Below are 12,832 nucleotides of genomic sequence, written 5' to 3'. Positions count from 1 at the left end.
CCATGAGCCTGTCAATCGTCAATCTGTGCTACCTGCTCTCGGCCGTGCTGTTCATCGGCGGCATCAAGGGGCTGACTCGGCCGCGCACCGCGGTGCGCGGCAACCTGATGGCCGCCGTCGGCATGCTGCTGGCGGTGGTGGTGACGCTGCTCGACCGCTCGATCCTGTCCTACGGCTGGATCCTCGCCGGCGTGGTGCTGGGGTCGCTGATCGGCGTGCTGCTGGCGGTGCGCATCCAGATGACCGCCATGCCGCAGATGGTGGCGCTGCTCAACGGCTTCGGCGGCGGCGCCTCGCTGGCGGTGGCCGCGGCAAGCTTCCTGTCGAGCGGCGGCCCGGTGGCCGCCTCGGGCGCCATCGGCCTCACGGCCGTCGGCCTGACCCTGCTGATCGGCGCGGTGACCCTGACCGGTAGCGCGGTGGCCTTCGCCAAGCTGCAGGAGCTGCTGCCGGGCCGTCCGCTGGGCTTCCGCGGCATCACGCTGGTCAACGGCGCACTGCTGATCGTGGCCCTGGGCAGCGTCGCCGCCCTGACCGCGGGCCACGGCGGCATCGGCCTCGTCGTGCTGCTGACCGTCCTGGCCCTGGTGCTGGGCGTGACCCTGGTCATGCCGATCGGCGGCGCCGACATGCCGGTGGTGATCGCGCTGCTCAACTCCTACTCCGGAATCGCCGCGGCCGCAGCGGGCTTCATCATGGGCAACACGGTGCTGATCGTGTCCGGCGCCCTGGTCGGCGCCTCGGGCCTGATCCTCACGCGCATCATGTGCGTGGCCATGAACCGCTCCCTGGCCGGCGTGCTGTTCGGTTCGCTCTCCGAGGACGGCGGCCCCGGCGTGGAGGCCGACGAGGTCTATGCCGGCAAGGTCAAGTCTTCCTCGCCGGAGGAGATCGGCATGCTGCTGGAGACCGCCCAGCGAGTGGTGATCGTGCCCGGCTTCGGCCTGGCCATGGCCCAGGCCCAGCACGCGGTGCGCGACCTGGCCGATACCCTGGAGCGACGCGGCGCGGAGGTGATCTACGGCCTGCATCCGGTCGCCGGACGCATGCCCGGCCACATGAACGTGCTGCTCGCCGAGGCGGAGGTCGACTACGACAAGATGCAGCCCATGGAACAGATCAATCCGCACTTCGCCCAGACCGATGTGGTGATCGTGATCGGCGCCAACGACGTCACCAATCCCATGGCCCGGGAGGACAAGGGCAGCCCCATCTATGGCATGCCGATCCTCGACGTCGACCAGGCACGGACCGTGGTGGTGGTCAAGCGCAGCCTCAGTCCCGGCTTCGCCGGCCTGCCCAACCCGCTGTTCGCCAAGGACAATACCCTGATGCTGTTCGGTGACGGCAAGCAGGCGATCCTCGACCTGACCGGGGCCCTCAACGAAGCCGCCTGACACGGGCGAAGACGCTCCCCTCAACGTCACCGCCTCCCGGCAACCCCGCCGGGAGGCTCGCCGTTCTCCTCGCCATCTCCGCTCTGTTTCCTAGCCCTCGCCTCGATCGCACGGACGGCGGGCGCCCCCCGAGGCCGGAACGGCGGCATCGCGGGCGCACGATCGCGGACATCCGATCGAGCATGCCGGCCGGTGAACGGGACGACGGCGCTAGCGCTGCAGGCCGGTGCCCTTGAGCAGCACATGGGTCAGGAAGTCGCCGGCGCGCTGGAAGTCGCCCTGGTCGAGCGACGCCTTGCCCAACGCCAGGCTGATCTGGGCGGCGAAATCCGCGTAGGTCTGGGTCGAGGCCCAGATGCTGAAGAACAGGTGTTCCGGGTCGATGGGGTCCATCTGGCCCTGGTCGATCCAGCGCCGAACCAGGGCGACGTCGGCGTCCAGTTGGGGCAGCAGGTTATGCCGCAGGTAGTCCTGGAGGTGCTCGGCGCCGCTGATGACTTCGTTGGCGAAGACCTTGGAACCGTGGGGGCGGGTGCGCGAGATCTCGAGCTTGCCACGAATGTAGTTCTCGAGCATCGCCGCCGGCGTATCGCCCTCCTGCTCCATCAGCGCCATGTGCTCGATCCACAGGTCGAGGATATTCTTCAGGACATGGCGGTAGAGGCTTTCCTTGGAAGGAAAATAGTAGAGCATGTTCTGCTTGGAGAGGCCGACGCGCTCGGCGATGCCTTCCAGGGACGCTCCATTGAAGCCCAGTTCGGCGAAGGCGACCTCCGCCGCCTCCAGGATTCTCTGCTCCTGGGCTTCACGGGCGGCAGAACGCTTGCGGGGCTTGCGCTCGACATTGCTCATCTCGGATCCCGGCCGTTGTACATGACACCCCTCGCGGCCCGGGAGCTTGCACAGTCCATGCGCGCCCCGGCGCCTCGGGGCTGCGTAACATATCATAAGCCGCCCTCCGGAGTGGACAAGGCCGGGGCAACGTCGACACGGGAAACCGGGTGGCAGGGGCAGGCCGCCCCTTCGGGCGGCCAGGGCTGATGAAGGCTAGAACAGGTAGCGGGGAGTGACGATCTTCGCCGGCTCCCGTTGCAGGATGATCCGTCCGTCGCGGATGGAAAGCAGCACCTCGCTCTGGCGACGCAGCACGTCGTAGTCGTCCTCGCCATCCAGCAGGATGCAGTTGGCCGGCTTGCCCGGGGCGATCCCGTAGTCGTGCTCGATACCCAGCGTACGGGCGGCATGGTCGGTAATGAAATCCAGCGCGCGGCTGAAGTCCGCATAGCCCATCATCTGGCAGATATGCAGGCCGAAATCCAGCGTCCTCAGCAGCCGGCCATTGCCCAGCGAGTACCAGGGATCGCGGATCGAGTCCTCGGCGAAACAGACGTTGAGGCCGGCGGCGTCCAGCTCCTTGACCCGGGTCAGGCCGCGCCGCTTCGGGTAGCTATCGAAACGCCCCTGCAGGTGAATGCTCTCGGTGGGACAGCAGATGAAATTGATGCCCGAGTGCTTGAGCAGGCGAAAGAGTTTCGAGCAATAGGCATTGTCATAGGAGTGCATGGCGGTGGTATGGCTGGCCGTCACCCGACTGCCCATCTCGGCGAACAGCGCCTCGGCGGCCAGCACCTCCAGGAAACGCGAGTTGGGATCGTCGATCTCGTCGCAGTGCACGTCCACCAGGCGATCATGGGCCCGGGCCAGGCGGATCGCCTCCTTGAGGGACGCCTCCCCCAGCTCCCGGGTGTACTCGAAGTGCGGTATTGCACCGACCACGTCGGCTCCCACCTCGACCGCTCGCTCCATCAGCGCCAGCCCATCGGGATAGGACAGGATGCCCTCCTGGGGAAAGGCCACGACCTGGATCTGCAGGCGGTCGCTCAGCTCGTCGCGCAGTTCGCACAGGGTCGTCAGGCCGACCAGGCTGGGATCGCTGACATCGGCGTGGGTCCGCACGTGCTGCACGCCCTGGCTGACCAGCAGTTCCAGGGTCTCCAGGGCGCGACGGCGGATGTCACGCCGGTCCAGCATGGGCTTGCGCTCTGCCCAGCATTCGATGCCCTCGAACAGGGTACCGCTCTCGTTCCAGCGCGGCTCCCCGGCGGTCAAGGCGGCATCCAGATGGATGTGCGGCTCGATGAAGGGCGCGCAGAGCAGCCTGCCTTGCGCGTCGATCGCGCCGTCCTCCGCGGGGCGGCGGTCGGTCTGGGGCGTGACACTCGCAAAGCGTGCCCGCTCGATCCGGATCTCATGCAGGTCAGGCTTCCCACGCAGCCTGGCATTGACGATTCTCATCGCTGTTCCTCGGGATGGTGACAGTACTCGGCCCAGGCGCCCCATCCGCGGCGCCTGGGCCTCGATCATGAGCCCCTGGCGACATCGCCCACGTCCGACCGTCGCACGCAGGCCTGCAGGACGGTGTAGGCCAGGGCGGCGGCGCCGACCCCGACCAGCGGCGGCAGGATCGGCGAGAGCAGCGCCGCGCACGACCCCAGGCCGTAGGCGCCCAGCCCCACCCAGTCGAAGTTCGGCAGCCGCGCCTCGGCCATGGCCGGATACCGGCCGCGATAGCGCACCCAGAAGTTGGCCATGATGACGCCGCCGAAGGGCGGAATGAAGGTGCCGAGCAGCACCAGGAAAGGGATCAGCATGTCGTACATGCCGAATACGGCCAGCAGCGTGCCGATCGCCGCCCCGACCAGCGTCACCAGTCGGCGCCGCCGTGTGCGGACCAGGTTGCAGCCGGCCACGGCGAAGTTGTAGATGGTGTTGTCCTGGGTGGTCCAGATGTTGAGGAACAGCATCAGCACGGCCAGGACCACGAAGCCCTGCGCCAGCATGATGTCGACGATATCGGCCTGCTGGTAGACCAGGGCGCCGAAGGCGCCGGTGATCACCATCAGGCCATTGCCGACACAGAAGGCCAGCATGGTGGCGATGACCGCGATGCGCGGCGAGCGCGCGAAGCGGCTCCAGTTGGTGGCCTGGGTGCCCCCGCTGACGAAGGTGCCGATGATGACGGTCACGGCCGCGGCGAAGGTCATTTCCCCGCTGGGCGTCTGGGCGACCAGCTCGGCCCATCCTCCGGCGTCGGCCAGCCCGGTGAACAGGCTGATCAGGATGAACAGCAGCATGGCCGGCACGGCGAAACGCGACAGCCAGTCAAGGCCTCGATAGCCCACCATGGCGGTCAGGCAGAAGGCGATGCCGAAGAACACCATCAGCGGCGCCTCCGACCAGGCCGGCAGCCCGGTGGTCTTGACCAGCACGATGGCGATGGTGGCGGTCCCCCAGGCATACCAGCCGATCTGGGTGAAGCCCAGCAGCATGTCGGACAGCTTGCTGCCCATCTCGCCGAAGCAGAAACGCCCCATGAGCACCGAATTGAGACCGCTCTTGCAGGCGATATAGGCCAGCGCCGAGGCATAGCTCCCCAGCAACACGTTGCCGATCACGATGGCGAGGATCAGGTCCTGGAAAGCGAAGGCGGTACCGATGCTGCCGCCCGCCCACATGGTCGCGGTGAAGAAGGTGAAGCCCAGCAGTACCACCGACGTGGACAGCAGTCCCTTGCGCGATGCCCAGGGCACCTCGCTCAGGGGGTAGTCGGAATGTGACATGTGCCTTGTCCTGTCTTGTTATTGTTGAGCGAACGAACGGTCGTTCCCTCCGCCGGCTGGGCGGGGAACCGACCGAGTATGGCAGGGGTGGGCCCCGCTGGCAGGATCACCGCCCCGCCAGCGGGTGGGTCGCTATCAACGCTCGACCGGCTGAGGCTCCTGGAGAGCGGTGCGGCGGGCCATGGCCTCGAACACCGGGGTGAAGGGCGGGCGATGCAGGTAGCGTCCGGCGCCGCGCTCGGCCATCAGCTCGCCCTGGCGCCACACGATCTTGCCGTGGCTCAGGGTGTGGGTCGGAATGCCCCGAACGGTACGTCCCTCGAAGATATTGAAGTCGACGTTCATGTGATGGGTCTCCGCCGAGATGGTGCGCGTGCCGTTCGGATCCCAGACCACGATATCGGCATCCGCGCCCACCGAGATGCTGCCCTTGCGCGGATAGAGGTTGAACAGCTTGGCCGTGTTGGTGGAGGTGACCGCCACGAACTCGTTCATGGTCAGCCGCCCACCGTTGACGCCTTCGTCCCAGAGGATCGCCAGGCGATCCTCGACGCCGGCCGTGCCGTTGGGGATCTTGGTGAAGTCGTCGCGGCCGGCGGCCTTCTGATCCTTGCAGAAGCAGCAGTGATCGGTGGCCGTGGTGTGCAGGTTGCCGGCCTGCAGGCCGTGCCACAGCGCCTCCTGGTGTTCCTTGGGACGGAAGGGAGGGCTCATGACGTGACCGGCGGCGACGTCGAAGTCCTCGTGACGATAGACGCTGTCATCGATGGTCAGGTGTCCCGCCAGCACCTCGCCGTAGACGCGCTGCCCGGCGGTGCGAGCCCGGGTGATCGCCTCCAGCGAATCCTTGCACGACACGTGCACCAGGTAGATCGGCGTGCTCATCGCCTGCGCCACCTGGATCGCCCGGTTCGCGGCCTCTCCCTCGACGAGCGGCGGGCGCGACAGCGGATGCGCCTCGGGTCCGGTGATGCCCTTGTCCAGCATCTCCTGCTGCAACTGGTGGACCAGTTCGCCGTTCTCGGCGTGCACGGTGGGCATGGCGCCCAGCTCCAGGCAGCGACGGAAGCTCTTCACCAGGGTTTCGTCGTCCGCCATGATGGCGTTCTTGTAGGCCATGAAGTGCTTGAAGCTGTTGACCCCATGGTCACGTACCAGGGTGCCCATGTCTTCGCGGACCGAGTCGTCCCACCAGGTGACCGCCACATGGAAGGTGTAGTCGGCGGCGGCCTTCTCGGCCCACTCGCGCCACTGCTCGTAGGCCTCCATGAGCCGCTGGCCAGGCTTGGGGATCACGAAATCGATGATGCTGGTGGTGCCGCCGGCCAGCGCCGCCGCGGTGCCGGTGTAGAAATCGTCGCTGGCCACGGTGCCCATGAAGGGAAACTGCATGTGGGTATGCGGGTCGATGCCCCCGGGCATCACGTACTGCCCGCTCGCATCGACGATCTCCGCGGTATCCGGCACGTCCAGGTGGTCGCCGATGGCCGCGATCCGCCCTTCCTCGCAGTAGACATCGGCACGGAAGCTGTGGTCGGCGGTCACGACGGTCCCGCCCTTGATCAGTACGGACATGGTGCTTCTCCTTTCTGGTGTTGGCTCACCCGGTCAGGGTTCACGACGTGGCAGTCACCACGCTGGGTCGGGTCATGCGCATCAGCGCCAGATAGACCACGGCGCCGATGGCGACCCCGACGAACCAGGCATAGTTGTAGAGAGTGCTGAACAGGCTCGGTACGCCGTCCATCAGGCCGGCCGCGGCGAGGAAACCGGGCAGGTTGGGCAGCACGGCGATCACGAAGGCGATGAAGGCATTGACGTTCCAGCCGTTGCGATAGCTGTAGCGACCGTCGTTCTTGAACAGGTCGTCATGGGACAGCTCGGTCCGGCGGATCAGCAGGTAGTCGGCCAGCATGATGCCCGCCAGGGGACCGAGCAGCGCCGAATAGCCGATCAGCCAGGTGAAGATGTAGGCGCCGGTGCTCTCCAGCAGCTTCCAGGGCATGATGGCGATGCCCAGCCCGGCGGTGATGTAGCCGCCCATCCGGAAGGAGATGCGCCTCGGGCTCAGGTTGGAAAAGCCGTTGGCCGGCGCCACCACGTTGGCCGCCAGGTTGGTGGTCACGGTGGCGATCACCAGGGCAACCAGCGCGATGATCACCGCGAAGCCGCCCATGCGCTCGGTGATGGCCACCGGATCCCACAGCGCCTCGCCGTAGATCACCACGGTGGCGGAGGCAACGCCGACGGCGATGAACGCCAGCATCGCCATGGGGATCGGCAGGCCGACCGCCTGGCCGATGAACTGGTGCCGCTGGTTCTTGGCGAAGCGGGTGAAATCCGGGATGTTCAGCGCCAGCGTCGCCCAGAACCCCACCATCGCCGTCAGGCCGGGCCAGAAGACCTGCCAGAACTCGCCCTCGCGGGCCCCACCCTCGACGAACGCCGAAGGCGTCGACAGCATCGGTCCGAAGCCGCCGGCCTTGATCACCGCCCAGATCAGCAGCCCGAAGGACATGGCGATCAGGAACGGTGCCGCGTAGGTCTCCAGCGCCCGGATGGATTCGGTGCCACGGGCGATGAAGTAGACATGCATGCCCCAGCAGGCCAGGAAGCACAGGAACTGGGCCAGGTCGATCCCCAGCCCCGGCAGGGGCTCGCCGACCAGAGCGCGACCGGTCAGGATGTTGAGGATCACGTAGATGGCAGAGCCCCCCACCCAGGTCTGGATACCGAACCAGCCGCAGCCGACGACGCCGCGCATCATCGCCGCCAGCTTGGCGCCGGAGGTGCCGAAGGAAGCGCGCAGCAGCACCGGGAAAGGAATGCCGTGCTTGGCGCCGGCATGACCGATCAACAGCATCGGCGCCAGCACGATCAGGTTGCCCAGGAACACCGTCAGTACCGCCTGCCACCAGGACATGCCCTCGGGCACCAGGCTGGCGGCCAGCATGTAGGCCGGCACGCACACCACCATCGCGACCCACAGGCCCGCGATGTTCTGCCAGTTCCAGGTACGATCCTCCTCACCGACCGGGGCCAGGTCGGCATTCCACAGTTCGGGGCAAAAGCCCGGCTTGGGGGCGGCCTGGGCCGACCCCGTCGTCTCGCTCGTCGTATGACTCATCGTTCAACCCATCGTATTGTTGTTGTCGTTCCGGGATGCGTGACACCCCGGCGGCATCGCGGCGGTGGCGCCGCGTCGTCACTGCTCGGCAAGTTCCTCGTAGGACTCCGGCCGGCGATCGCGGAAGAACTGCCACCCCTTCCGGACCTCGCGGATCATGTCGAGGTCGATCTCGTGGACCAGCAGCTCGTCGCCGTCCTCGCTGGCCTGGGCCTCGATCTTGCCAAGCGGGTTGACGATGTAGCTCGAACCGTAGAACTCGCCCATTCGCTCGTCCCAGGGCGCCTCGCGACCGACCCGGTTGATGGCGCCGATGAACACGCCGTTGGCGGCCGCCGAAGCCGGCTGCTCGAGCTCCCAGAGATAGCGGCTCTTGCCCTTGACGGTGGCGGAGGGATTGACGATGTACTCGGCACCCTTGAGCGCCAGGGCGCGCCAGCCCTCGGGGAAGTGACGGTCGTAGCAGATGTACACCCCGAGCTTGCAGTAGGCGGTATCGAAGACCGGATAGCCGCTGTTGCCCGGCTTGAAGTACAGCTTTTCCCAGAAGCCGGGCGCCGTATCGGGGATGTGGTTCTTGCGATACTTGCCCAGGTAGGTGCCGTCGGCATCGATGACCGCGGCGGTGTTGTAGAAGACCCCGGTGACGTCCTCCTCGTAGATCGGCACCACGATGACCATGCGGTAGCGCTTCGCGTACTCCTGCATCAGCCGGGTGGTGGGACCATCGGGAATGCGCTCCGCGGCGTCATACCATTTCCCGTCCTGGCTCGGGCAGAAATAAGGCTGGGTGAAGACTTCCTGGAAGCAGAGAACCTGTACGCCCTGCCGGCCAGCCTCGTCGATGAGGGGAAGATGTGCCTCGAGCATCCTGTCGCGGATATCGTCGGGACTCATCGACGTCTCGCCCTTGAGGCCCATCTGGATCAGGCCACACTTGAGTGTCGTCATGCTGCACCTCGTTATTGTATTGCGTGCCGAGTGTCCGGCCGCCCGACATTTCCCCTGGAAAAGGCCGGCCGTCATCGCCCGGCTCTCGCCCTGAGGGCGGCCAGTAAAAGTCAGAAAATCGAGTGCTATTCCGGAAGGGTCATCCGGTGGGTTCAGGCGGGTCATTCCATGCTTTCATGAGCATCTCCGAAACCAGGCCGCTCTCCAAACATATGAAATAAATCATATTTTAATGAAGAAAACGGTCATGAATGTTGTCTTTGTTTTTTTACCTTTTGGTAAAGGTAAGAGTCGTTTCCGGGATGGTCAAGGGCGATTTTTACGTTTGGTCAAACTTTTTATTGGCATGCACCAGACACGGGCCTTCGGGCCGGACAGGCACCACATCGGGGCATGCCTGCGGTAGCGTGGCCAACACGGCAAGGCATCGCCCCCGATACGGCGGAGGCGACGAACGGCGAGGCACGAGTTGGAGGCCTGCCTATCCCCTGCGCGGCGGCCGGCTCAGCGGGCGAGCGCGACCTCTCCCGGCATGACACCGCCCCGCAGCACGTCCAGTGCCAGGCCGTCGCGGGCGATCCCGACCCCGGCCGGCAGCGCCGGGCCACCCGCCATCAGTTCGGCGTCGAGGTCGTGGCCGATGTGGGTCAGATAGGCCTGCGACGGCGCCAGGCGCTCGATGACCTGCAGCGCCAGGCAGAGATCGTTGTGGTTGCGCGGCCCCGGATGGGTCGAGGGGTGGGTGGCGTCCAGCACCACCATGTCGGGAGCCCAGTCGCGCAGGAAGCGCTCGGTCTCGACGGGCAGGCCGAGGGTGTCGGTGAGATAGGCCAACCGGCCGCCGCCGTCGTCCAGGCAATAGCCCAGGGTCGGCTTGCTGTGATTGAGCGGGACCGGGATCACCGTCAGCTCCTCTAGCTCGAGCGGACGGAAGGGCTTGAGGCCGGGCCGGAAATCGAGGATCCCGGCGTTGCGGTAGAGATCCGCACAGCCCTGGGCATCCTTGGGGCCGTGCACCGGGATCGACTCGCCGCTGCCCCAGCGCAGGTGGAAGAGCCCCTGGACGTGGTCGGCATGGTAGTGGGTCAGCAGGATGGCCGCGGGACGCTCGGCCTCGCAGCTGTCGGCCAGGTCCATGCGACCGGCGTCGAGCAGGTAGCGCCGCCCGCCGACGCGCACTTCGGCGCAGCAGGGTCCGCGGCGATGACTGGTCAGCACCCGGGCCCGGGCACAGGCCGGACAGTCGCAGCCGAAGCGCGGCACCTGGGCGCTGCTGCCGGTGCCCACGAAGCGGAAGTTCATGCCCGACACTCCTCCTCGAGCAGCGCACCCAGCCCGACCAGCGTCTCGGCCAGCGTGCCGCCGTTGTCGACCCGGGCCACCTCGGGCAGGGCCTCGGCCAGTTCGCGGTGACGCGCCAGCCGAGCGGCGATCCCGGCCTCGTCCTCGCGGCCACGGCCCCGCAGCCGCGCGGCGATCACCGCCTCGGGGGCGGTGACCAGCACCGGCAGCAGGGCATCCCCGAAGCGCGCCCGGGCGTCGGGCAGCGCACGGCGGCTGCCGTTGACCAGCACCGCCCGGCCCCGGGACAGCCAGGCCTCGAGCTCGATGCCGAGCCCGTAGTCCAGACCGTGGGCCCGCCAGGTCAGGCAGAACAGCCCCAGCCGCCGGCGCGAGGAGAACTCCGCGACGCTGAGCGCCACGGAGTTCTCGGACGACCCGCTGTCACGGGTCACGTAGCGATGCGCCACCAGCCAGTCGGGGTGGCGAACCCGGGCGGCGTCGAGCAGGGAATCCTTGCCGACGCCGCTGGCCCCCATCACGTAGACCAGGCGCCCCATCAGTGCACCTGCCTGCCGGCGCTCCACACCCGCTGTACCAGGGGATGGCCGTCCACCGGCCTGACCCGCAGCAGGTCGGCGCGCAGCCCCTCGGCCAGCCGGCCCCGGTCGGCCAGGCCCACGGCCTCGGCCGGTTGGCGGGTGGCGGTGGCCACGGCGCGGGCCAGCGAATAACCGCCCTCCATGTCGGCGATGCGGAAGACCGCGTCGAGCAGCGCCGCCGGATAGTAGTCCGAGGAGAGGATGTCGAGCACGCCGAGGCGCACCAGCTCGCTGGCGGCGATGTTGCCGGAGTGCGAGCCGCCGCGCACCACGTTGGGCGCGCCCATCATCACCGCCATGCCCTGGCGGTGGGAGGCCTCGGCGGCCTCGCGGGTGGTCGGGAACTCGGCCACCCGGGTGCCATACTCGCGGCTCTCGGCCACGTGGGTGACGGTGGCGTCGTCGTGGCTGGCGAGCGCCAGGCCCAGCGCTCGGCTGCGCTCGGCGATGGCGCGGCGGTGCTCGCCGCTGTAGCGCTCGCTGTTGGCCAGCTGCTTGGCGATGAAGGCCTCCAGGGCCCGGTCGTCGAGGCCGTACTTGCCCTGGTAGTAGGTGCGGTAGGCATCGAGGCTGGCGAACTGTCGCTGGCCCGGGGCATGGTCCATCAGCGAGACCAGCCCCAGCAGAGGCGCATCGGCCAGCGCCTCGAAGCGCGCCAGGGTGTCCGGGTGGCTGACCTCGCAGCGCAGGTGCAGGCGGTGGTCGACCCGGGCCAGGCCGTCGTCGACGATGTCACCCAGGGCGGCGACCATCTCGTGCAGCGCCCCGTGGCGCATGCTCTGCTCGTCCACGTCGCCGATCGACACCGCATCGAACACCGTGGTGATGCCGCTGGCGGCCATCTGGGCGTCGTGGGCGAGCGCCGCCTGGCGCCCCGGCCAGGCCACCTTGGGCCGCGGCTGGAAGTACTTCTCCATGTTGTCGGTGTGCAACTCGATGAGCCCAGGCAGCAGGAAGTCGCCGGCGCAGTCGATGGCCGCGGCCGAGCGGCTCGGAGCGGCGTCGACGGCGGCGATGACGCCGTCGCGGATCGCCAGGCTGCCCTCGACCACTTCATCGTCGAGCACCAGGCGGGCGTTGGTCAGGATCTGTTCGGGGGCGGTCATCACGGCGTCTCCTGGGCGTCGGGGGCGCTGGCGCGGGCCAGCATATGGCGGTCCAGCGGCAGCAAACGGTCGGCGACGCGCTCGCGCACGTCCTCGTCGTGGAAGATGCCGAGCATGGCGGTGCCGCGGGCCTTGGCCTCGCGGATCAGCTCGACGACGACGTCGCGGTTGGCGGCGTCCAGCGAGGCGGTGGGCTCGTCGAGCAGCAGCAGCGGATGCTCGCCGATGAAGCCGCGGGCGATGTTGACCCGCTGCTGCTCGCCGCCCGAGAAGGTGCCCGGGGGCAGCGACCACAGCCGCTCGGGCAGATTGAGCCGCGCCAGCAGGGCCTCGGCTCGAGGCCGGGCCTCGGCGGCGTCGACGCCGCGGGCCAGCAGCGGTTCCATCACCACCTCCACGGCGGGCACCCGGGGCACCACGCGCAGGAACTGGCTGACGTAGCCGATCACCTCGCGGCGCAGCGCGGGCCAGGCCTGGGGCGACAGGTCGGCGAGCTCCAGCTCGCCGTCCTCGAAGTGCAGCTGCAGGCTGCCTCCCGAGACCCGGTAGCTGCCGTGGAGCATCTTCAGCAGGGTGCTCTTGCCGATGCCGCTGCGGCCGGCCAGCACCAGGCATTCGCCCGGCGCCAGCGTCAGCGACAGGTCGCGCATCACCTCCAGGCGCAGGCCGCCCTGGCCATGGAGCACGAAGGTCTTGTCGAGCGACGCGACGCTCAGGAAGGGTTGGGTCATGGTGGTCATCTCGATCT

11 protein-coding genes are annotated in these 12,832 nt (G+C 67.8%); 1 reads left to right on the top strand and 10 read right to left on the bottom strand.

The features are described 5' to 3' along the window. The first annotated feature begins 2 nt into the window (after window positions 1–2). Window positions 3–1,397, top strand: coding sequence for an NAD(P)(+) transhydrogenase (Re/Si-specific) subunit beta (locus FHR96_RS12380; protein ID WP_183388001.1), 1,395 nt, complete (start codon window positions 3–5; stop codon window positions 1,395–1,397). Window positions 1,398–1,607: 210 nt separating this feature from the next. Here the strand turns inward: FHR96_RS12380 and FHR96_RS12375 are convergent, their stop codons facing one another. From FHR96_RS12375 to phnL, 10 genes are all read right to left on the bottom strand, one after another. Further along, window positions 1,608–2,249 (bottom strand): TetR/AcrR family transcriptional regulator, encoded by a 642-nt coding sequence (locus FHR96_RS12375; RefSeq protein ID WP_183388000.1) that lies wholly within the window; start codon window positions 2,247–2,249, stop codon window positions 1,608–1,610. Between the two features lie 195 nt (window positions 2,250–2,444). Next, window positions 2,445–3,692, bottom strand: a complete 1,248-nt coding sequence (gene codA, locus FHR96_RS12370; protein ID WP_183387999.1) for a cytosine deaminase — start codon at window positions 3,690–3,692, stop codon at window positions 2,445–2,447. Between the two features lie 65 nt (window positions 3,693–3,757). Further along, window positions 3,758–5,017, bottom strand: coding sequence for a cytosine permease (codB, locus tag FHR96_RS12365; RefSeq protein WP_183387998.1), 1,260 nt, complete (start codon window positions 5,015–5,017; stop codon window positions 3,758–3,760). Between the two features lie 135 nt (window positions 5,018–5,152). Further along, complete coding sequence (gene hydA / locus FHR96_RS12360) at window positions 5,153–6,592, bottom strand: dihydropyrimidinase (RefSeq protein WP_183387997.1); 1,440 nt, start codon at window positions 6,590–6,592, stop codon at window positions 5,153–5,155. Between the two features lie 40 nt (window positions 6,593–6,632). After that, window positions 6,633–8,144, bottom strand: coding sequence for an NCS1 family nucleobase:cation symporter-1 (locus FHR96_RS12355; protein ID WP_183387996.1), 1,512 nt, complete (start codon window positions 8,142–8,144; stop codon window positions 6,633–6,635). Between the two features lie 78 nt (window positions 8,145–8,222). After that, the gene (locus FHR96_RS12350; protein WP_183387995.1) at window positions 8,223–9,095 is read right to left on the bottom strand and encodes a nitrilase-related carbon-nitrogen hydrolase; all 873 of its coding nucleotides are present in this window, start codon (window positions 9,093–9,095) and stop codon (window positions 8,223–8,225) included. Window positions 9,096–9,599: 504 nt separating this feature from the next. Continuing rightward, window positions 9,600–10,397: a phosphonate metabolism protein PhnP gene (gene phnP, locus FHR96_RS12345; RefSeq protein WP_183387994.1), complete on the bottom strand. Its 798-nt coding sequence runs from the start codon at window positions 10,395–10,397 to the stop codon at window positions 9,600–9,602. After that, window positions 10,394–10,936 (bottom strand): ribose 1,5-bisphosphokinase, encoded by a 543-nt coding sequence (phnN, locus tag FHR96_RS12340; RefSeq protein WP_183387993.1) that lies wholly within the window; start codon window positions 10,934–10,936, stop codon window positions 10,394–10,396. Before phnN ends, phnP begins: the two co-directional genes overlap by 4 nt. Next, a complete protein-coding gene (locus FHR96_RS12335) occupies window positions 10,936–12,084 on the bottom strand; it encodes an alpha-D-ribose 1-methylphosphonate 5-triphosphate diphosphatase (RefSeq protein ID WP_183387992.1) in 1,149 nt (382 codons plus the stop codon). Before FHR96_RS12335 ends, phnN begins: the two co-directional genes overlap by 1 nt. Beyond that, complete coding sequence (gene phnL / locus FHR96_RS12330) at window positions 12,084–12,824, bottom strand: phosphonate C-P lyase system protein PhnL (protein ID WP_246392919.1); 741 nt, start codon at window positions 12,822–12,824, stop codon at window positions 12,084–12,086. The genes FHR96_RS12335 and phnL overlap by 1 nt, the downstream gene beginning before the upstream one ends. Between the last annotated feature and the right edge of the window lie 8 nt (window positions 12,825–12,832).

Source organism: Halomonas organivorans, assembly GCF_014192055.1.
GTDB lineage: Bacteria > Pseudomonadota > Gammaproteobacteria > Pseudomonadales > Halomonadaceae > Halomonas > Halomonas organivorans.
Note: the sequence above shows the minus strand (reverse complement) of the source record. Positions and strands in the feature narration are given on the sequence as shown.